The following is a 20930-nucleotide window of genomic DNA, read 5'->3' on the forward strand; positions in this document are numbered from 1 at the left end:
ATAAAGTCTGCCCCTAAAAAAATCTAATCAATCTTAAAGTTCAGTACTATCTCACCTTCATCAGAAATAGTTATTTCATAGGTATACAAGCCTATTGGTAGTAAGTCAAGTTCTAGTTCATCAGGTGTGAAATTAAAATCTGCCGAATCTGTGCTTATAGAAAATGGCATTGCCTCGAAAGCCTCGTCATAGCTTAGGTATTCTGAAAAACCATCGGCTGGCACATTTTCATAAAATAAGCTGTCTGCAATTACTTCGACCAAGTTAAAATTGAGATTGCTATTATTAAATATTCTGATACTTGCTAAGGTCAGTTCATCATCTCTATCGGTACATGCAAATACCAATATTGTGACTAAACATAAAGCTAAAACTATTTTTTTCATATCTCACGCGCTTTAATTAAAGAACGCCATGTGATAAGATTTATTCTATCGAATAAAAACAGGCTGATTTTCTTTTAAGGTATGTTCTTTACTGTAGATATAATCATCATAGTTGAAACCCTTAATATCATCTAAAGATTGGGCATTTGTATCTAAAATATAACGTGCCATAGATCCTCTCGCCTTTTTAGCAAAAAAACTGATAATCTTAAGCTTATCGTTCTTCCAGTCTTTGAAAACTGGCGTAATCACAGGTACTTTAAGTTGCTTCCCATCAATTGCTCCAAAATATTCATTACTTGCTAAATTGACAAAAAGCTCATTATCTTCAAGCTCTCCATTTAAATGAGCGGTAAGATCTTTTTTCCAGAACTCATGAAGGTTCTTTTTACGACCAACCCTTAGCTGTGTGCCCATTTCTAAACGGTATGGTTGAATAAGGTCAAGTGGTTTCAAGATTCCGTATAACCCTGATAGGATACGAAGCTTATCTTGTAGGTTATCTAGCTTATCTTCTGAAATAGAATATGCATCTAAACCTTGATAAACATCACCATTAAAAGCATAAACGGCAGGGCGTGCATTCTCTGGTGTAAAAGGAATTGAAAAATCTTGGTTCCGTTGCCAATTCAATTGAGCCAAATTATCAGAAATTGACATTAATTTTGAAAGCGCTTTTGGTTTCTTTTTTACCAAAACTTTATTGAGCTTTTCAGACTGCTTCAAAAATTGAGGTTGACTATAGCTATCTGTCGGTAGTTTGGTTTCAAAATCGAGTGACTTAGCTGGGGAAATAACAATTTTCATTCTCAGTTCATTTTAATCAAATGTAAAACCAAATTCTCAAAACTTAGAGAATTTTTAAATGGACTTATCAATCAAAGAATTGACAAAATTGATAAGTAAAAAACATTAAGTAGCTTGTTTTGAATAATTACGCCACTTTTCAATGCAGTTCACCATATCTTGCGGTAACTCAGAATTGAATCGCATAAACTCTTTAGTAGTTGGATGCTCAAAACCTAATGTTTTGGCATGAAGTGCCTGCCTGGGCAGAACTTTAAAAGCATTGTCTACAAACTGCTTGTATTTTGTAAATGTAGTTCCCTTTAAAATCTTATCGCCACCATACCGTTCATCATTAAACAAGGTATGTCCAATATACTTCATATGCACTCTTATCTGATGTGTACGCCCAGTTTCCAATTTACAAGAAACCAAAGTAACATACCCTAAACGTTCCAAAATTTTATAATGGGTAACAGCCTCTTTACCTTCATCACCATCTGGGAAAACAGTCATTTGCAGTCTGTTTTTAGGATGTCTTGCTATATTACCTTCAATAGTTCCAGAATCATTTTCAATATTGCCCCAGACCAAGGCCACATATTCTCGCTCGCTTGTTTTCTCGAAAAACTGCTTAGCCAAATGTGTCATGGCAGCTTCGGTTTTAGCGACCACGAGTAGACCAGAAGTATCCTTATCTATGCGATGTACTAAACCCGGGCGGTTTGAACTGTTATTAGGTAAGTTTTCAAAATGAAAAGTAAGCGCATTAATTAATGTGCCAGAATAATTACCATGACCCGGGTGGACGACCATTCCTGCCGGTTTATTAACAACAAGAAACGCATCATCTTCGTAAACAATATCTAAAGGAATATCTTCCGGTACAAGCAAAAACTCATAGGGAGGATGCTCAAATAGAACTTTTACCTCATCACCAGCCTTAACTTTGTAATTCTGTTTTACAGTGGCATCGTTAACCCAAATATTACCATCTTTTGCCGCTTTTTGAATTTTACTTCGGGTAGCATTCTCAATAAAATTCATTAAAAATTTGTCTACGCGTAGAGGCTCCTGTCCTTTTGAAGCAATAAATTTAAAATGTTCAAATAAATCATCTTGTGACAATTCTGAATTTTCCGTACCGCTCATTAGTCAGATTGGGCTTGAATACGCGCACTGTTCGGAATAGTTCCGTTGCCGCAAATAAGTTCTACTTTTGAAGTTTTAGGTAATTTGTCACCAGGTTTTACATATTTTCCCTTGTGCTTCATCTGGTAAACCATGTCTTTACCTAATTCATCAACATAAGTCACACGCTGAACATCTAATCCGACAGCACGTAGCATAGAAGTGGCATTCCGTTGGGTCACTTGAATGATATTTGGTACAGTAACTTTCTTATATCCAGATGGATTTACCGTAAAATAAATCTTTCTATTGTCTTTAACTTTTGTGCCAGCAGTGGGGTTCTGATCTAGAATAGAAAACCTTGGATATTCTGGATTATAATTGGTAGAGTCCAAAACCTCATACCTGAGTCCAACATCTTCTGCTGTCTTACGCATTTCTTGCACAGACATTTTTGAAAAATCAGGAACTTCAACAAATTCTCCGTGATTGGTAGTTCCTTTTAACCATTGCAAAGTGATAAAGCATATTAAAATGACCGCAAGTAGTGCCAAGCCCAATTGTATTAAAAAAGTTTTACTCCTTAAAAAATTGAAAAAGTCTTTCATGAAAATTTGTTATGCTAGCAAATATAGAAAAACAGCCCTTTTTTATTTACTTTGGCACAAGCATAATGCAAAAGATGAAGAAAAATATTGCCATTATTATGGGCGGCTATTCTAGCGAATACGCCATTTCGATTAAAAGCGGTTCAGTGGTTGACAAACATTTAAGCTCAGAAAGGTTCAAAACCTTTTCTATTGTTATAAATAAAGAATCGTGGTATTATAAAGATAAAGAGGGAATTAATCATGAAGTTGACAAGAATGATTTTAGCATTTTTTTAGGCAATCAAAAAATAACCTTTGATTGTATTTTCAATGCAATACATGGTACACCAGGGGAAGATGGATTGCTACAGGCCTATTTTGAATTATTGAGAATTCCGCAAACATCTTGTAATCATTATCAAGCAGCACTTACCTTCAATAAGCGTGATTTATTGAGCGTTTTAAAGCCCTATGGAATCAAGTGCGCTACCTCTTATTTTTTAAATCTTGGTGACGAAATCAATGAACAAAAGATTATAGAAAAAGTTGGGCTTCCATGCTTTGTAAAGGCAAATAGAGCAGGTAGCAGTTTCGGAATATCAAAGGTATATCAGGCTGAAGAGCTAGATGCGGCCATAAAACAAGCTTTTTTGGAAGATGATGAAATCATTATAGAATCCTTTTTAGATGGTACAGAAATTTCTGTTGGAGTTATAACTTATAAAGGCAAAGTTACTGTGCTGCCCATAACAGAAATAGTTAGTGAAAATGATTTTTTTGATTATGAAGCCAAGTACCAAGGAAAATCTCAAGAAATTACTCCTGCTAGAATAACCCAAAACCAAAGAGAAAATGCAGAAAGAACAGCCAAGAAAGTCTATCAAGTATTGAAAATGAGCGGTTATAGCAGAAGTGAGTTTATTTTTATTGGTGATGATCCTTACATGCTTGAAATAAACACTACACCCGGTTTGACTGAGGAGAGTATTTTACCTCAACAAGCGCAAATAGCTGGAATATCTTTACCGGAACTATTTGAAAGTGCCATTGAAGAAGCGCTTAAAAATAATAATGTGTAATTTTAAGCAAATCAACTTTACCTATGAGAAAGGCAATTTTTCCGGGGTCTTTTGATCCCTTGACTTTAGGCCATTACGATATTATTAAAAGGGGTATCACTCTTTTTGACGAACTTATCATAGCCATAGGAATTAATGCAGATAAAAAATATATGTTTTCTTTAGAAGAGCGCCAGAATTTTATAGTGGATGCCTTCAATAATGAACCAAAAATTAAGGTATTGACTTATGAAGGCTTAACTGTTGATTTTTGCCAGAAAGTAGGAGCTGACTTTATTTTAAGAGGATTAAGAAATCCTGCAGATTTTGAATTCGAAAAAGCTATTGCACACACCAATCGCAAACTTTCTGAGATAGAAACTGTTTTTTTACTAACATCATCTGGAAAGTCATATATAAGCTCTTCCATTGTGCGCGATGTTATAAGAAACGGTGGTGATTATACAGGTCTAGTTCCAGACACCGTTAAGGCTCCTTGACAGCCCTACTGATAAACCGATTGTCTTTATTAATCTACCAGCCGGCCATCGGGTCTAAAGAATAATCCAAAACAACATCTTTTCATTACTTCACAACAAAATTTATATTTTGTAGTTTTATACTTATATTTTTGTAAGAAATTACATATTTAAGAATCCCAAATCTTAAACCTACATTTTGAAAACTGATACGTTAACCACACACAGCTTTTTAATAAAGCAATTACCGACCGCAACTGCATTTATCGACACTAATTTTAAGCTAATTTATGCTTCTGATAAATGGATTGAATATTTTAATCTAGAATATCATGCTAGCATAGATAAATACCTATTTGACTTATTTGTTGAATACGATGAAGAATGGGAAAATTGTTTGAAAAATTGCTTCAAAGGAAGTACGGAACAAGGTTTACAAAGCAAAAAAAACGACATTGGAGAAGAAAAATGGTTTGAGTGGTCAAATGTTCCATGGTACGATGAGCAAGAAAATATTATCGGTGTTATTATTAAGACTGAAGATGTCACCAGCCGCATAACAAGCGAGCTAAAACTTGAAAAACTCGAAGATCTTTTCAAAGAACAAGCGGAAATATCAAAAGTTGGCACCTGGGAGTATAATCTAATTACTGAAGAGATAATATGGTCAGATATGACCAAAAAAATACATGAAGTATCAAAAAATTATAAACCAAATATTGAAACGGCGATAAATTTTTATAAACAAGGTCATAGTCGTAATACCGTCGCAATGTTAGTTCATAATGGTATTAAAAAAGGCGAGTCATGGAATACAAAATCTCAAATCATTACAAAAAAAGGAAAAGTGAAATGGGTAATTTCAGCTGGTAAGCCTTTATATAAAAATGGAAAAATAACACGCTTAATTGGTACTTTTCAAGATATTTCAAAAGAGGTTCAAGCTGAAATAAAAACAAAAGAAAGTGAACAGTTACTAAGAACTTTAATCGATAATTTACCTCTTAACGTGTACATTAAAGACACCGAATCTAAAAAAATACTAGTAAACAAAGCAGAGTGCGATTATTTGGGTAAATCGCACCCTAAAGAACTTATTGGCAAGTCAGATGCGGATATTTATAATAAGGATATTGCAAGTATTTCAAGAGATGAAGATCTGCACGTTATGAAAACCAAAAAGCCTATTTTGGCGAAACGCACAGTTAATATCAAAAAAGATGGTAAATCAACTTCATTTTTGACCTCAAAAATCCCTTGGTTAGATATCAATAATCAGAGTCAGGGTATCATTGGTATTAGTATAGATATCACTGATTTAATTCAAAAAGAAGATCAATTAAGAGATTTAATTAACGTCACGGCAATCCAAAATAAAAAACTAATCAACTTTGCCCATATTGTTTCCCATAATCTAAGATCACATACCGCCAACTTTTCAATGCTCTTAGATTTTTTAATAAATGAAAAGGAAGAAGATGAGAAAACACGTATTATGGACATGTTATCTCATGCATCAGATAACCTTATGGATACGCTCGAAAACTTAAATGAGGTAGTTGATATTAGTACCAACGTAAATCTTGAAAAGAAACCTATCGGACTTAATGAACAGATTACTAAGGTAGAACAAAGTTTGGCAGCCTTTTTACATAAAAATCAGGCTAAAATAACGAATCATATAGCAAATGATATAAATGTAAAGGCTATACCCGCTTATATGGAAAGTATCATCTTAAATCTAATGACAAATGCTGTTAAGTATAGGCATGCGGATAGAGACCCTCACATAATACTTTCTGCACGTATACTCGAAGATAGAACAACAATTTTCAGTATTCAAGATAATGGTCTCGGAATTGACCTCAAAAAATATGGGAAAAAATTGTTCGGCATGTACAAGACTTTTCATAACAATACTGATGCCAGGGGCATTGGTCTTTATTTAGTTAAAAATCAGATCGAAGCAATGGGAGGGAATATTGTTGCCACAAGCGAAGTAGACAAAGGTTCAACCTTCAGCGTTTATTTTAATGACAAAGATTAATTCAATATACATAATTGATGATGATGCCATTACTCTTTTTGGCATTAAAAAACTCCTGCGTAGAACTGTGGAGTGCAATAACATGTACGAATTTAAAAATGGGAAACTAGCACTTAATGCTATAATGCACCAAATAGAGCTAGGGCAAAGCATACCAGATGTTATTTTTTTGGATATTAATATGCCTATAATGGATGGATGGGAATTTTTAAATGAATTTCTTAAGCTACCTATTGACAAGAAAATTATAATCAATATTGTTACTTCATCAATTGACCCTTGTGATAAAAGAAGATGGATGGAGTATAAAGCCATTACAAAACACTATCTTGAATTTAAAAACAAACCTATCTTTTCGATTGATCTAGAAGACATTAAACGTATATATTTAGCATCTTAAATTTATTATTTCGCTATTTTTGAATGGTTTTTACTACACAATTTAAAACTTTCAAAGGCGACCATGCGGACTTTTTTAACTCTATTTACGTTACTTTTTCTTATTTCATGTGAAACAACCACAAACGAAGAGACCACTAGTTTTAAAACAGTTTTTGAAACTTCTGACGGATTGGAAACGGCCACCTATGATGAGGTTATTCAGTTTTACTTACAATTGGCAAAAAATTACCCTGAAATTAATGTACAGACCATCGGTAGCACAGATAGTGGGTATCCATTACATTTGGTGACTTTTAATTCGGAAGGAGATTTCAATTACCAAAAACTTGCCAATGACAAAACAATAGTCCTGGTCAACAATGGTATACATCCGGGAGAAAGTGATGGTATTGATGCAACCATGATGCTGTATCGAGACCTGGTTGAAAGGAAAATTAAACATCCAAATAATGTTGTTCTGGTGACCATACCTGTTTATAATGTTGGAGGCATGTTAAATAGAAATTCAACTACTAGAGCTAATCAAAACGGCCCGAAATCTTACGGTTTTCGCGGAAATGCCCAAAATTATGATTTAAATAGAGATTTTATAAAAGCAGACACGAAAAACGCGCAAAGTTTTATTGAAATTTTCCACCTGACAAAACCCGATATTTTTATTGACAATCATGTCAGCAACGGAGCCGATTATCAATATACATTGACACATCTATTTACTCAACATAACAAACTAGGTGGTGATTTGGGGCAATATCTGCATACTGAATTCATGCCCAAACTTGAGCAGAAACTTCAAGAATCTAATTGGGATATTACGCCATATGTCAATGTTTTTAATAGACCCCCCGAAACTGGTTTTACACAGTTTATGGACTCACCCAGATATTCAACGGGCTATGCTGCACTTTGGAATACGCTGGGCATGATGGTAGAAACCCATATGTTAAAACCTTATAAACCTAGAGTAGAAGGTGCCTACGAGCTAATGAAACAAATGATTTCAATAGCTGAAAATAATCATGAAAAAATTAAAGAGTTAAGAAATAAGTCCATTGAAAATTATTCGACCGCTTCTACCTATCACCTAAATTGGGAAGTAGACACTACTCAGACCACTACATTACAATTCAAAGGTTTTGAGGTAGATACTTTGATTAGTGAAATCACAAATCTACCTAGACTTAAATATGATAAGAATCGTCCCTTTATCAAAAAAGTTAAATATTCTAATTACTATGTTCCCAAGGATACAATTGAGGTTCCAGCTGCCTATATTATTAAAAAAGGATGGCAAAAAGTCATTGATCGTTTAGACTTCAACCATATTGATTACTTTGAATTGGACAAAGATACCACACTCTATCTCGAATCATATAAAATAAAGGATTACAAGACGAGAAATTCCGCTTACGAAGGTCACTATCTACATTACAATACTCAAATAGGTACTAGTGTGCAAAAAATTCAGTTGCAAAAAGGAGATTATGTAGTCCCTGCCAATCAAGAAGGGCTTCGATACCTATTGGAAACCTTAGAGCCTCAAGCACCAGATTCTTTCTTTAATTGGAACTTTTTCGATACCGTTTTACAGCAAAAAGAAGGATTTTCACCTTACGTTTTTGAAGATATTGCCCTAGAGATTTTAAAGCAAAATCAATCATTAAGGGATAGTTTTTTGGCTAAAAAGCAAAGTGATCAACAATTTTCAGAAAATTGGTATGCCCAATTAGATTGGATTTATAAACATTCTCCATACTACGAAAGCGCCCATTTGCAATACCCTGTATATCGAATTAAAAAAAGAAGTTCTGCTGAATCAATTCTCAAAAATTGACTTGTCCTCAAAGAGCAGTCTTATATTTAGATAAGAGTTTTCAAGCGCTTTCTTGATTTTTTTCGGTCCTTTCCACTTTACCTTAGTAATACCTTCATTTTCCTGAGCCACCAATGGTCCATCATAAGAAGTCACCATAGAAAACCAATAAACTTTTTTTAAGCGATACTCTCCATTTCTTTTAAAGATATGATAAGTGGTCTTTAAGTACTTATCAATATGAAGCCCTTTAACACCCGTTTCCTCCTCCACTTCTCTAATTGCGGCTTTTTCAATAGATTCACCTTTGTCAAGTTTTCCCTTTGGCAAATCCCACTTATCATTTCTATAAATAAATAAAACCTTTCCTTCTTCATTTTTGACCAGACCCCCCGCCGCAACTACAATAGGAATTTTACTACTGAACTTTTCAAGAATTTTATCGCTTGGGTCATAAATATATGCCTTTTTCAAAAGCTTTTTAGATAATGAAGTAATGGCATAATTAATGGCATCATCATCCATTAAAAATACATTACCAACGGTATTCTCTGGCTTCTCATTTGTTAAGATCAAGGGTGACTCATTAACAAAAACTTTATACATTTGCGCAATGATTTTAGACAAGAACAGCGCCAATAAAACTGCGGAGCTATTGCTGCAAATTAATGCAATAAAGTTGAATCCTGAAAATCCATTTACATGGGCGTCTGGGTGGAAATCTCCAATTTACTGCGATAATAGAATTATCTTATCCTATCCAGCCATTAGAAACTTTATACGAGAAGAAATGGCAAAACAGGTGGAAACTCTTTATGGAAAACCAGATATTATTGCTGGTGTAGCCACCGGCGCTATTGGAATTGGAGTTTTAGTAGCAGAAGCTATGGGTCTTCCTTTTATTTATGTCAGACCTGAACCTAAGTCGCATGGCAGAAAAAATCAAATTGAAGGACAGTTCAAATCTGGTCAAAACGTAGTCGTTATTGAAGATTTAATAAGTACTGGAAAAAGCAGTTTAAATGCAGTCAATGCACTACTAGATGTTGGTGCTGATATAAAAGGAATGCTTGCTATTTTCACATATGGTTTTGATATTGCTCAGCAAAACTTTAAAAATGCGAATGTAAAATTGAATACCTTAAGCGATTATGAACACCTTATAAATCAGGCATCAACAACAAATTACATAAAAGAAGAACTAGTACAAACCCTATTGCAATGGCGAGAAGCTCCAGAGCAATGGAACCAATAATATACCTATCACATGCATATTGAAGTAGCCAAAAAGAGTTTACAAAAAAATAACCAAGAAGTATATAACTTTCTGATTGACATCAAAAACTTTGAAATTTTAATGCCCGAAAACATTGATAAGTTTGAAGTTTTAGATGCAAATACTTTTAAATTCGCTTTGAGCGGAATGCCAGAAATAATACTTCGATTAAAAGAACAGCATCCGTATGAAAAGATTGTTCTAGGTGCTGCAAGCGATAAGTTGCCATTTACTTTAACTGTTAACATAATTGCAACTAGTGAAAATGAAAGTGAAGTTGGTTTGAGTTTTGAGGGAGAATTTAATGCAATGATGGCAATGATGATTAAGAGCCCTATTACCAATTTTATGGAAACCCTATCAAAAAATATGGATAAAATTGCTTAGTACAACAATTTGACCTCTTTTACTGCAAACTTCTTTAGCTGTTTATCTTCAGTTTGTATGACCAGTTTTCCATCATCAGAAAGTCCCTTTATTATACCTATAAACATGATATCACTTTTACCTATAAAGGTCGAAGGCTTATCTTTTCTAAATAGAACCTCTTCATAAGCAACTTTAAGGCTTTTAATTTCAGGAGTTTCTAACACACCTAGGCGAATCTTCAATTTTGTAATGATTCGCTTCATCAATATTTCTAAATCCAAAGTCTTTCCCAAAAGTAATTGTAATGAACTTACATTTTGCAATCCACTAAATCGAATTTGATTGACATTTAAGCCAATTCCTATGATTGATTTACTTACTTTATTTCCTTGTAAAATGTTTTCAATCAATATTCCACATATTTTATGATTTCCTGACATAATGTCGTTTGGCCATTTTACTCTTAAATCTGGTACTGACAACTCTTTTAAAGCATCAGCTAGAGCAAGTGAAACTGCGCAATTTAAGTAGACCTGATCAATAGCTTTAAAATTTTCAAATATTTTCAAGACGCTGAATGTTAGATTTTTACCCTCTTCAGAAATCCATTTCGCACCCGTTTGCCCTCGCCCATGGGTTTGCTTTTGGGTAATCGTCACGGTATAATCCTTTAAATGGTTCTGTAGTGCCAGTTGTTTTAAATAATGATTTGTAGATGTCGTGGCATCAAGTTTGATTAATTGCATTGAAGCGCTTTAAAGAAGACATTGAATGTAATGTTAAAAACGCAACGCGACAAAACAAAAAAGTAATAACTTTGTAGAAATCTAAAATTTTTGAATGCATAAGAGCAAAGCTGGAGCAGATGAACTAATTGCCTTAATATTATCGGGGATAGAGGAAGTAAAAGGAGTTGATATCAATTTACTTGATTTAAGGGAAATAGAGAATACCGTTTGTGACTACTTTATCATCTGCAATGGTACATCAAACACTCATGTAAACGCAATTGTGTCTTCTGTACAAAAAACCGTAAGCAAAGCAATTAAGGACAAACCTTGGCATTTAGAAGGCTCAGATAACGCAGAATGGGTCTTAATGGATTATGTAAATGTTGTTGTGCATGTATTTCAAAAACACATTAGAGAATTCTACGATATTGAGGGGCTTTGGGGAGATGCCAAAGTTACCATGGTTGCAAGCAGCTATAACAATTAAAAAATGGCAAAAGAAAACAATTCAAGTACCCCCAAGAAACCACGTTTTAGTTCATGGTGGATTTATGGTGTGATTATCGCATTGATCTTAGGATTTCAGTTTTTGGGCAGTAGTAGTTTTTCGAGTACAAAAAAGACTACTACTTCTGAACTTCAAGAATATTTAAGAAACGGAGATATCGCCAAAATATTGATTATCAGAAATGCAGGGCAAGCAAAAGTATTTTTGACCAATGAGGCATTACAAAAAAGTGTTCACAAAGATGTTTCCGAAAAACCTTTAATCCCTTCTACCGGAGTTCTACCTCAGTACATTTTGGATTATGGAGATCTTCAAAATTTTGAGAATGAAATAAAGAATATCAAAAAAGACAATAATCTAGATACTATTGTTGATTTTGATACGGAGAACAATGTGCTTGGTGATTTGTTACTATCGCTTTTACCTTTTGCACTTATCATTGGTATTTGGATATATCTGATGAGGAGAATGTCAGGTGGTGCTGGAGGTGGTGCAGGTGGCCAAATATTCAATATCGGAAAATCAAAAGCTAAGCTATTCGACGAAAAAACCGATACAAGAACATCATTCAAAGATGTCGCTGGTTTAGAGGGTGCTAAAGAAGAAGTTCAAGAGATAGTAGAATTCTTAAAAAACCCTGATAAATATACTTCGCTCGGTGGTAAAATTCCTAAAGGTGCATTACTTGTAGGGCCCCCAGGAACAGGTAAAACTTTATTGGCCAAAGCCGTAGCCGGTGAGGCAAAAGTACCTTTCTTCTCACTTTCAGGTTCTGATTTTGTGGAAATGTTTGTTGGTGTTGGAGCCTCGAGGGTACGTGACTTATTTAAACAAGCAAAAGACAAATCGCCAGCAATTATATTCATTGATGAAATTGATGCCATTGGTCGTGCTAGGGGAAAGAACAATTTTACAGGGTCAAATGACGAGCGTGAAAATACGTTAAACCAATTGTTGACCGAGATGGATGGTTTTGGCACTAATACCAATGTAATTGTTTTAGCAGCTACTAACCGCGCGGACGTTTTGGACAAGGCTCTAATGCGTGCTGGTCGTTTTGATAGACAGATTTATGTTGACCTACCAGATATTAGAGAGCGCAAAGAAATTTTTGAAGTTCACTTAAGACCAATTAAAACTTCAGAGACTTTGGATTTAGATTTTCTTGCCAAACAAACCCCTGGTTTCTCAGGAGCAGATATTGCAAATGTTTGTAATGAAGCGGCCTTGATTGCTGCAAGAAAAGAAAAGAAAGCGGTCAATAAACAAGACTTTTTAGATGCCGTTGACAGAATTGTGGGAGGTCTTGAAAAGAAAAACAAAATTATCACCCAAGGCGAAAAAGAGACTATTGCCTATCATGAGGCTGGGCATGCAACGGTAAGTTGGATGTTGGAACATGCTGCTCCATTGGTAAAAGTCACCATTGTACCTCGCGGACAATCACTTGGTGCTGCTTGGTATTTGCCTGAAGAACGTTTAATTGTTAGACCAGATCAAATGTTAGATGAAATGTGTGCCACTATGGGTGGTAGAGCTGCTGAAAAGGTCATGTTCAATAAGATTTCTACGGGAGCATTGAGCGATCTCGAAAAGGTGACCAAACAGGCTAGAGCCATGGTTACTATTTACGGATTGAACGAAGAGCTAGGGAATATTACTTATTATGATTCTTCTGGTCAAAACGAGTATGGTTTCTCTAAACCGTATAGTGAAGACACAGCTCAAAAAATAGATAAAGAAATCTCAAAAATTATTGAAGAGCAGTATCAAAGAGCAATTACCTTACTGGATAAGAATAAAGATAAACTTACATCTTTGGCAGAACGTCTTCTAGAAAAAGAGGTTATTTTCAAAGATGATTTAGAGAAAATCTTTGGGAAAAGACCATTCGAAAAAGATATTCAGGAAGCAGAAGCTGTTGTGACTGCTGCTTCTGAAGAAGGAAAAGACGAAGATAAATAGTTTTTTTCTCGGTATATTCTCAATCCATAAGGATTTAAATTTATATGGGTGTTTTTGACAAACTTTTCGGAGGAGGTAAAAAGGTTTCTAAGGAAACTGCAGAAACCCGTGGCGAACATATGCCCGATTTGAAAATACCCATTGATGAAAAATTTACCATCTACTTCAAGAAAAATGGAGGCAAATTTATTTATTGCGAAGATTTCACCGAAGTTTTAAATGCGTTGCAGAATATCATTTCTGAGAACAATTGGCAATCAAAACTCTTTTATACTCTTGATAAAAGAATTAATGAACGGTTTTCAACCGAGAAGTTAGGTTTCACTGACAATATCAATGAAAGTGAGATATTTTTTACCACATGTGAACATCTAGTTGCACACAATGGCTCAATTTTAGTATGCTCTAACCAAATAAAAGAAAAAAAGTTAAATGAATTACCTTCAAATCTGATTGTTTTTGCTACAACCAGCCAACTAGTGGATTCAATTAGCGAAGCCTTAAAAATCATAAAAAAGAAATATCTCAAGAAAATTCCTGATAATATTACGACTTTGAAACACTTTGAACTAACTCAAGAAAATAAAAATGATTTCCTTTCCTACGGTAGTGCCTCAAAAAATGTATATCTTTTGCTGTTAGAAGACTACTAACTCAATGAAAGAACTTTTAAGGCGGTTACTCACCGGAATTGTTTATGTTGTACTATTGCTATCAACTGCATACTTAAATTCCGATGCATTTGATTTTTTGTTCATGGCTTTTGGTTTAGGCTGTCTTTACGAATATAGGCGCATCGTTGGCATAAAAGGATATTACATTTTTATAGCCTATTTGGCGCTCTGGTGGGCTTATATTTACCTTATTCCTACCGAAACACCGCGACTTGTTTTATTAGGTGTGACTTTGTTAATTAATATTGCCTTGCTGCGTTATCTTTTTGTGCAGCAAAAAAAATACTTCTCTACTTTTGAGCTCTACCTTATAGGGATTTTCTATATCTCTGGTGGGTTCATATTCCTGACCATGATACCTTACAATGAAAATGGGTTTGCCAAATTTTTGATTATGGGAATCTTTGTTTTGATTTGGGTAAGCGATAGTTTTGCTTATTTGGTTGGCAAGTCCATTGGACGAACAAAATTGTTTCCTTCAGTTTCTCCCAAAAAAACCGTTGAGGGTTCATTAGGAGGTCTTATTTTTGCAATGCTTGCGGGTTATATATTATCGAAATACGAAACGAGTATTAATACAAACCAATGGCTAACTTTAGCCTTCATTATAGTGTTAACTGGTGCTTTGGGTGATTTATTACAATCTAAATTTAAAAGAGCTGCAGGGGTAAAAGACAGTGGTGCTATTTTACCGGGCCATGGCGGTATTTGGGATAGATTGGATAGCTTAATATTTGCTGCACCTTTTGCTTACTTGACACTTAAACTATTTTTTTATGTTTCATAAAGAAGGACAAAAAATTATCCTTACGGCTTTTTTTCTAGCGGTAGTTGTTATTTTGACAACACAAATTTTCGTTGAGTTGGATTGGTTACGAATTGTATTACAATTAACAATGCTAGTTGTTTTGATTTTGATACTTCAATTTTTTAGAAACCCTAAAAGATTAGTTACCCCAAATTTTGATGAAATCCTTGCTCCAGTTGATGGTAAGGTGGTTGTTATAGAAGAAGTGGAAGAAACGGAATACTTTAAGGAAAAGAGACGCCAAGTATCCATTTTCATGTCCCCTTTGAATGTCCATGTGACGCGTTACGCCGCCAGCGGTACTATAACTTTTTCAAAATACCATCCTGGAAAGTACTTAGTAGCTTGGCATCCCAAGTCAAGTACAGAAAATGAACGTACGACAGTTGTAATACATACACCAAAATTTGGTGAAATATTGTATCGCCAAATTGCTGGTGCAATGGCACGCAGAATTATAAATTATGCCGAAGAAGGTGAACAGGTCGTACAAGGTCAAGATGCCGGATTTATCAAGTTTGGATCTAGGGTCGATTTATTCTTACCTCTGGATAGTAAAATTTGTGTTTCATTAAATGATACCGTTAAAGGAGCAAAAACATGTATTGCTATGTTAGGTGACAAAAATGAATGAAGAAAAAATACATATCAAGTTTGAAGAAGCGGTAAAATATGTCAATGATTTTAAAGAACCATTACCTGCTGATTTACTATTAAAATTATATGCCTATTATAAAATAGCCAATAAAAACTACAACAATCCCGGCAGCAAAACCCCTTTAATCAATGCTTTTAAAGCAAATGCCCTTATTCAGGCGAAAAATATCGGTAGAAAAGAAGCAATGAAACATTATATTGAACTGGTAGATATGGAAATCAGAAATATCAAATAGGAACTTGCCGAGCTTTTTCATGATTTTCTAAAAAGGTAAAATAAACTCCACCAATAATAGTAACCATAAAATATACCAGCATCACAATACTTCCCCAAATAAAATAAGCATTCATTCCAAACCAATCACCCATCACAATAATTAAAATTATTCCAGCAGACGCTCGGAATAGCTCAATCCAAAAGGCATATTTTTTTCTATCCATTAATGTGCTATACCCGTAAATGCCAACAAATACAAAAGCTCCAAAAAGTAATAACCCATTAAAGCCAATTTCCGAATAATTATAAAACATAAAAAGCATCAATAAGGTACTACTCAACATTTGAAAAATTGCATAAACCTTAAGGGCATTTGTGGTTTTTGGCTGGTATTTTTTAAAATTGTAAACATCTTTAATTATAGCTAAAGGGTATTTTGCAACGACATCTATTGGGCGCCAGCCGGTTGGCATAAACCAGATTCGAAGTTTATCCCACCAACTTTTAGTGCGCCAAGCATCATTTAATAATCTCCATAAGTGTTGAAAATTAATTAGTATCGGATTCCAAGTAGCAGCTGGCTTTAAAACTCCATATTGAGGTGGTACATTTGGTAATTCTTCTTGAAATGTTCCAAACAATCTATCCCAAATTGATAATATCTGCCCTAAATTTTTATCAATATATTCAGGATTGATAGCATGATGCACACGATGTTGAGAAGGTGTAACAATTATATACTCTAACCATCCCATTTTACCAATATGTTGCGTATGATACCAAAATTGAGCAAATAAATGAATGGGGGCTAAAATCGCAATCACTTGTGCCGGAACTCCCAAGACTGCAGCAGGAATTAAAAGCAATGAAAAATAACCCACCAAATTAGAAATGGATTGTCGAAGGGCACATGCCAAATTAAATTCTTCGCTGCTGTGATGAATTACATGTTGATTCCAAAAAATATTGATATGATGACTCAGTCGATGATTCCAATACCCTGCAAAATCAATTGTGATAAATGCTAAAAACCAAACTAACCAAGTTGCTCTTATTTCAAATAGCGCTAACTTTTCCAACAAAAATGGGTAGCTGACCAAAACCAAAACCAGGCCTAATGAATCTTTTACAATATTGGTCAGGCCTGAACTTAAGCTACTGACCGTATCCATAACATTATGCTTTTGGTTTTTAACAAAATAACCATAGAGTATTTCAAGTAAGACCAAGCCCGTAAAAAAGGGAATGGCATACAATAAGGCATTTGCATAGGTCTCCATCTTGTTTACTTTATAATTTGTAATGAACTGGTCTCTTTCCAATTAGCTCGCGTAAAATCTGGAAATGGCTGTGGGGCTCCACCACCAGCAACCGAACGCTCACTTAATGGAGCAACAGCACTCCACAAACATCCCTCGTAAACATTCTGGTCAAGTGGCAGTCCTTTTTGTAAACATTCTACAATACGATAAACCATAATACCATCCATACCGCCATGACCACTATCTTTAGCTGTTTCATTTAAACGCTTATACAGAGGGTGATCATATTTTTCATAAAGGACTTGTAATTGTTCCCCTTGCACCCACGAGTGGTGGTCCTTGGTAATATCCTCTGCGCCACCTTCAAGAGCAATTCGGGTTGGAAATCCTGCTAAAACACCCTTAGTACCCTGTACAAGATTATGGCGTGTATAAGGACGTGGACTGGTTTCATCCCACTGTACCATTATTGTTTTACCCAATTGAGTTTTTATAATAGAGGTATTCAAATCACCGCCTTTAAAATCAAGTTCATTCCATTTATGACCTTTAGGATAGTTTTTCTCCGCGTAAGATGCCCTGCCTCTAGAAGGGGTTGAGAATGACACCAAACTACTAAATGTATCTTCTCCCCTACCTAAGTTCATATATTGTGCTACTGGACCTAAGCCATGGGTCGGGTATAAATTCCCGTTACGTTTTGAGTAGTGATGTGTGCGCCATGAACCGGTACCTCTATCTTGCTCCTCCATTTGCCAACGGAGTTCATGTATATAAGCTGCTTCACCATGAAGAATTTCACCCACAACGCCTTGTCGACACATATTTAGGAACATAAGCTCATCACGACCATAATTGACATTTTCAAGCATCATACAATGCTTTTGAGTACGTTCGCTTGTATCAACAATATCCCACATTTCCGAAATGTTTATTGCAATGGGTACCTCAACAAAAGTATGAGCACCTTGCTCCATACTTTCAATAGCCATTGGAGCATGGTTTTTCCAATTAGTTGCAATAAAAACAACATCTGGTTTTACTTCTTTGAGCATTCTTCTCCACTGATTCTCATCTCCAAAATATTCCGCGATGTTTTTATGTCTGCCTTCGTCAGCAACTTCGCGAACCCAACCAATTTTTTCTTTTATTAAATCTTCATAAATATCACAAACCGCAACTACTTCAGTATTTGGCAGGGCAGCCAAAAACTTTAAATGATATCCGCCCCGAGCACCGACTCCTATAAAAGCTGCCCTGACATTTTCTATTTTGGGCGCTGCAAAATCACCCATATATTTTTGAGCTATTGGTCGTTCTGAATTTGCTCCTAAATAGCTTGGCATTACAGAAACAGCCGCCGCCGAAAGGCTGGTTTTTTTAATAAAACTGCGGCGATTTAAATCTTTCATGAGAAAAGTTTAAGTTGAAAATAAGAAAAGTATTTAATCTATAGTTGTCTCGATTTGAACTATTATCGACTTGCTTATGGGCGTATTGCTTTTTCTGGCAAACTCATTAATTGGAACCAATACATTGGTTTCAGGAAAATAGGCTGCTAAATTCCCTTTAGGGATATTATATGAAATTACCTTAAATTGTTCTGCTCGTCTTAAGACTCCGTTGTAATTTGAAGTCAAATTAACCACCTGTTTGTCTTGAATTGCCATTGATTTCATGTCTTCAGAATTCATAAAAACAATTCTACGTTCACCATAAATTCCGCGATATCTATCATTCATATCATAAATGGTAGTATTGAATTGATCATGACTGCGAATGGTCATTAATATAAAATCGTTTTTCTTAAGCAGATGTTCTGCCAATTTATTCACCGAAAACTGCGCTTTACCGCCAGGAAGTTTTGAAAAATTACCCACTCGTGCATTATTTGGAAGATAAAAACCAGAACCTTTTGAACGTATACAGTAGTCTTCATAACCTTGGTATACCTCAGATATTTTATTTCGAATAAGCTCATAGTTTTCACCCAATCTGAGCCAATCTACTTGATGATTTCCTTCAAAATAGGCATTGGCCATCTCAGCAACAATGCTAGGTTCACTTTTTAAAGCTTTACTTATAGGTTTTCGTCCGCCAGAACTCTGATGCACCTTGCCCATACTATTTTCAACTGTGACAAACTGTTGGTTTCCCCTTACTTCGTCTAGTTCTGTTCTGCCAAGTGTTGGTAAAATGAGTGCAGTTTTTCCAGTAATCAAATGCCCTCTATTCAATTTAGTGGCAATGGAAACCGTTAAATCACAATTTTGAAGTGCTTTAGCAGTGTAATTCGTATCTGAGGCGGCCGAAACAAAATTTCCGCCTAATGCAATAAACACTTTGGCATGACCTTCATACATTGCTTTGATACAATGTACAGTATCTAACCCCTCTTTTTTAGGAGCTTCAAAACAAAAAACTTTTTTTAACGCTAAATTCAAAGGTTTTGAAACATGATGCATTATACCAACACTTCTATCACCTTGCACATTACTATGGCCCCGAACAGGACATGTTCCAGCTCCTTTTTTACCAATACTACCTTTTAAAAGCAATAGATTAACACACTCTTTGATATTATCTACTCCATTTTTATGTTGGGTCAAACCCATAGCCCAACAAATAATAATTCGGTTTTTTTTAGCTAGAAGCTCTACAGCTTCATCAACTTTTTTAGAAGGCACTCCGCAAGATTGAATTAGATCGGCTTCTGAATAGCTATCAAGATTAGAAATTAGTTCTTCGTAACCTGCTGTTTTACTCTTAATAAAATCTTGGTCAAAAACAGCTTCGCCCTCTCGTTCCTTAGACAATAACCGTTTCATGACAAGCTTTAGCAGGGCAACATCTTGATTGATTTTAACCTGAAGAAAAATATCGGTCAAGGTAGTACCCGAACCTAAAATTCCGTTTACTTTCTGTGGATTTCTGAAACGTACTAAACCCGCTTCTTCCAAGGGGTTAATAGCAATTATCTTTCCTCCATTATTCTTGCATTTTTCTAAAGCAGAAAGCATCCGTGGATGGTTTGTACCAGGGTTTTGGCCAATGACAATCACCAACTCTGCTTCGTGCAAATCATCTAGCGTCACCGAACCTTTACCAATTCCTAAAGTCTCACCTAGGGCAACCCCACTAGATTCATGACACATATTGGAGCAGTCTGGCATGTTATTGGTACCAAAAGCGCGAACAAAAAGACCATATAAAAACGCCGCCTCATTACTTGAGCGTCCTGATGTATAAAAAATAGCTTCATCAGGAGAATCTAATTTATGAAGTTCGTTTGCAATAAGTTCGAAAGCTGCTGCCCAAGAAATAGGTACATAATGCGCGGAGTTAGGTGGCAACAACATTGGTTCTGTCAACCGACCACTTTTTCCAATCTGCATGTCGGTCCATCTAGAAATCTCTTCCACAGAATACTTCTCAAAAAAAGTCTTGTCTGCCCGCTCTGGGGTTATTTCTTCGGCAATTGCCTTTGCACCATTTTCGCAATACTCACCGAGTTTAGAAGGTTCTTCCGGATCTGGCCAAGCACATCCTGGACAATCAAAACCATCTTTTTGATTCATGGAACTCAACGTAGAAAGTGATTTAAACAACCCTACTTCTTTGTTTAAATGCTCAAGAGTCTTTTTAATAGCCGCTGTTCCAGCGGCATACGATGAGGGCTCTGTAACTTTTAAATTAGCGAACTTAATATCACCGGTTGTTGATATATCTCGTTTTATCTTTTTTTCCATGTATCACTAAATCGGAACCTAT

General features: G+C 35.3%; 22 protein-coding genes. 13 read left to right on the plus strand and 9 right to left on the minus strand.

Features of this window, described 5'->3' with window-relative positions; genetic code table 11:
- Positions 1 to 23 precede the first annotated feature (23 nt).
- The 4 genes from RM706_RS15200 to RM706_RS15215 all read right to left on the minus strand — a co-directional run bounded on the left by RM706_RS15200 (position 24) and on the right by RM706_RS15215 (position 2911).
- Positions 24 to 386 (minus strand): hypothetical protein, encoded by a 363-nt coding sequence (locus tag RM706_RS15200; protein ID WP_311353099.1) that lies wholly within the window; start codon positions 384 to 386, stop codon positions 24 to 26.
- A gap of 45 nt (positions 387 to 431) precedes the next feature.
- Positions 432 to 1193 (minus strand): peroxide stress protein YaaA, encoded by a 762-nt coding sequence (gene yaaA / locus RM706_RS15205; protein ID WP_311353101.1) that lies wholly within the window; start codon positions 1191 to 1193, stop codon positions 432 to 434.
- A 105-nt stretch (positions 1194 to 1298) separates the two neighbouring features.
- Positions 1299 to 2324, minus strand: coding sequence for an RluA family pseudouridine synthase (locus RM706_RS15210; RefSeq protein ID WP_311353103.1), 1026 nt, complete (start codon positions 2322 to 2324; stop codon positions 1299 to 1301).
- Positions 2324 to 2911, minus strand: a complete 588-nt coding sequence (locus RM706_RS15215; RefSeq protein WP_311353105.1) for a PASTA domain-containing protein — start codon at positions 2909 to 2911, stop codon at positions 2324 to 2326. Before RM706_RS15215 ends, RM706_RS15210 begins: the two co-directional genes overlap by 1 nt.
- Before the next feature lie 74 nt (positions 2912 to 2985).
- Here RM706_RS15215 and RM706_RS15220 point away from each other — a divergent pair, with 74 nt between their 5' ends.
- The 5 genes from RM706_RS15220 to RM706_RS15240 all read left to right on the plus strand — a co-directional run bounded on the left by RM706_RS15220 (position 2986) and on the right by RM706_RS15240 (position 8713).
- Positions 2986 to 3972, plus strand: a complete 987-nt coding sequence (locus RM706_RS15220; RefSeq protein WP_311353107.1) for a D-alanine--D-alanine ligase — start codon at positions 2986 to 2988, stop codon at positions 3970 to 3972.
- Between the two features lie 23 nt (positions 3973 to 3995).
- Positions 3996 to 4451 (plus strand): pantetheine-phosphate adenylyltransferase, encoded by a 456-nt coding sequence (gene coaD / locus RM706_RS15225; protein ID WP_311353109.1) that lies wholly within the window; start codon positions 3996 to 3998, stop codon positions 4449 to 4451.
- Between the two features lie 178 nt (positions 4452 to 4629).
- Entirely contained in the window at positions 4630 to 6477 is a 1848-nt protein-coding gene (locus RM706_RS15230; RefSeq protein ID WP_311353111.1) for a PAS domain S-box protein, read from the plus strand.
- Positions 6464 to 6877: a response regulator transcription factor gene (locus RM706_RS15235; RefSeq protein WP_311353113.1), complete on the plus strand. Its 414-nt coding sequence runs from the start codon at positions 6464 to 6466 to the stop codon at positions 6875 to 6877. The genes RM706_RS15230 and RM706_RS15235 overlap by 14 nt, the downstream gene beginning before the upstream one ends.
- Before the next feature lie 63 nt (positions 6878 to 6940).
- The gene (locus RM706_RS15240) at positions 6941 to 8713 is read left to right on the plus strand and encodes a M14 family metallopeptidase (RefSeq protein WP_311353115.1); all 1773 of its coding nucleotides are present in this window, start codon (positions 6941 to 6943) and stop codon (positions 8711 to 8713) included.
- Here the strand turns inward: RM706_RS15240 and RM706_RS15245 are convergent.
- Positions 8696 to 9298 (minus strand): NUDIX hydrolase, encoded by a 603-nt coding sequence (locus RM706_RS15245; RefSeq protein WP_311353117.1) that lies wholly within the window; start codon positions 9296 to 9298, stop codon positions 8696 to 8698. The two genes, RM706_RS15240 and RM706_RS15245, sit on opposite strands and share 18 nt — an antisense overlap.
- A 7-nt stretch (positions 9299 to 9305) precedes the next feature.
- On the opposite strand from RM706_RS15245, the gene pyrE reads away from it, so the two are divergent.
- Positions 9306 to 9947, plus strand: coding sequence for an orotate phosphoribosyltransferase (gene pyrE / locus RM706_RS15250; RefSeq protein ID WP_311353119.1), 642 nt, complete (start codon positions 9306 to 9308; stop codon positions 9945 to 9947).
- Positions 9948 to 9959: 12 nt separating this feature from the next.
- Positions 9960 to 10355 (plus strand): SRPBCC family protein, encoded by a 396-nt coding sequence (locus RM706_RS15255; protein ID WP_311353121.1) that lies wholly within the window; start codon positions 9960 to 9962, stop codon positions 10353 to 10355.
- Here the strand turns inward: RM706_RS15255 and RM706_RS15260 are convergent.
- Positions 10352 to 11083, minus strand: coding sequence for a biotin--[acetyl-CoA-carboxylase] ligase (locus RM706_RS15260; protein ID WP_311353123.1), 732 nt, complete (start codon positions 11081 to 11083; stop codon positions 10352 to 10354). The two genes, RM706_RS15255 and RM706_RS15260, sit on opposite strands and share 4 nt — an antisense overlap.
- Positions 11084 to 11177: 94 nt before the next feature.
- On the opposite strand from RM706_RS15260, the gene rsfS reads away from it, so the two are divergent.
- The 6 genes from rsfS to RM706_RS15290 are packed head-to-tail and all read left to right on the plus strand — an operon-like array spanning position 11178 to position 15916.
- The gene (gene rsfS, locus RM706_RS15265; protein WP_311353125.1) at positions 11178 to 11555 is read left to right on the plus strand and encodes a ribosome silencing factor; all 378 of its coding nucleotides are present in this window, start codon (positions 11178 to 11180) and stop codon (positions 11553 to 11555) included.
- A gap of 3 nt (positions 11556 to 11558) precedes the next feature.
- Complete coding sequence (gene ftsH / locus RM706_RS15270; protein WP_311353127.1) at positions 11559 to 13541, plus strand: ATP-dependent zinc metalloprotease FtsH; 1983 nt, start codon at positions 11559 to 11561, stop codon at positions 13539 to 13541.
- 44 nt (positions 13542 to 13585) lie between these two features.
- Positions 13586 to 14194, plus strand: coding sequence for an LUD domain-containing protein (locus tag RM706_RS15275; protein ID WP_311353129.1), 609 nt, complete (start codon positions 13586 to 13588; stop codon positions 14192 to 14194).
- Between the two features lie 4 nt (positions 14195 to 14198).
- Positions 14199 to 15002, plus strand: coding sequence for a phosphatidate cytidylyltransferase (locus RM706_RS15280; protein WP_311353131.1), 804 nt, complete (start codon positions 14199 to 14201; stop codon positions 15000 to 15002).
- A complete protein-coding gene (locus RM706_RS15285; protein WP_311353133.1) occupies positions 14992 to 15657 on the plus strand; it encodes a phosphatidylserine decarboxylase family protein in 666 nt (221 codons plus the stop codon). Before RM706_RS15280 ends, RM706_RS15285 begins: the two co-directional genes overlap by 11 nt.
- Positions 15650 to 15916, plus strand: a complete 267-nt coding sequence (locus RM706_RS15290) for an acyl-CoA-binding protein (protein ID WP_311353135.1) — start codon at positions 15650 to 15652, stop codon at positions 15914 to 15916. The genes RM706_RS15285 and RM706_RS15290 overlap by 8 nt, the downstream gene beginning before the upstream one ends.
- On the opposite strand, the gene RM706_RS15295 is transcribed toward RM706_RS15290, so the two are convergent.
- From RM706_RS15295 to RM706_RS15305, 3 genes are read right to left on the minus strand one after another with little or no spacing between them, the layout of a single operon-like run.
- A complete protein-coding gene (locus RM706_RS15295; protein ID WP_311353138.1) occupies positions 15909 to 17177 on the minus strand; it encodes a sterol desaturase family protein in 1269 nt (422 codons plus the stop codon). The genes RM706_RS15290 and RM706_RS15295 overlap by 8 nt on opposite strands.
- A 5-nt stretch (positions 17178 to 17182) precedes the next feature.
- The gene (locus tag RM706_RS15300; protein WP_311353139.1) at positions 17183 to 18571 is read right to left on the minus strand and encodes a Gfo/Idh/MocA family protein; all 1389 of its coding nucleotides are present in this window, start codon (positions 18569 to 18571) and stop codon (positions 17183 to 17185) included.
- 33 nt (positions 18572 to 18604) lie between these two features.
- The gene (locus RM706_RS15305) at positions 18605 to 20908 is read right to left on the minus strand and encodes an FdhF/YdeP family oxidoreductase (protein WP_311353141.1); all 2304 of its coding nucleotides are present in this window, start codon (positions 20906 to 20908) and stop codon (positions 18605 to 18607) included.
- Positions 20909 to 20930: the final 22 nt, after the last annotated feature.

This window comes from Croceitalea rosinachiae, assembly GCF_031846445.1.
GTDB classification, from domain to species: Bacteria; Bacteroidota; Bacteroidia; order Flavobacteriales; family Flavobacteriaceae; genus Croceitalea; species Croceitalea rosinachiae.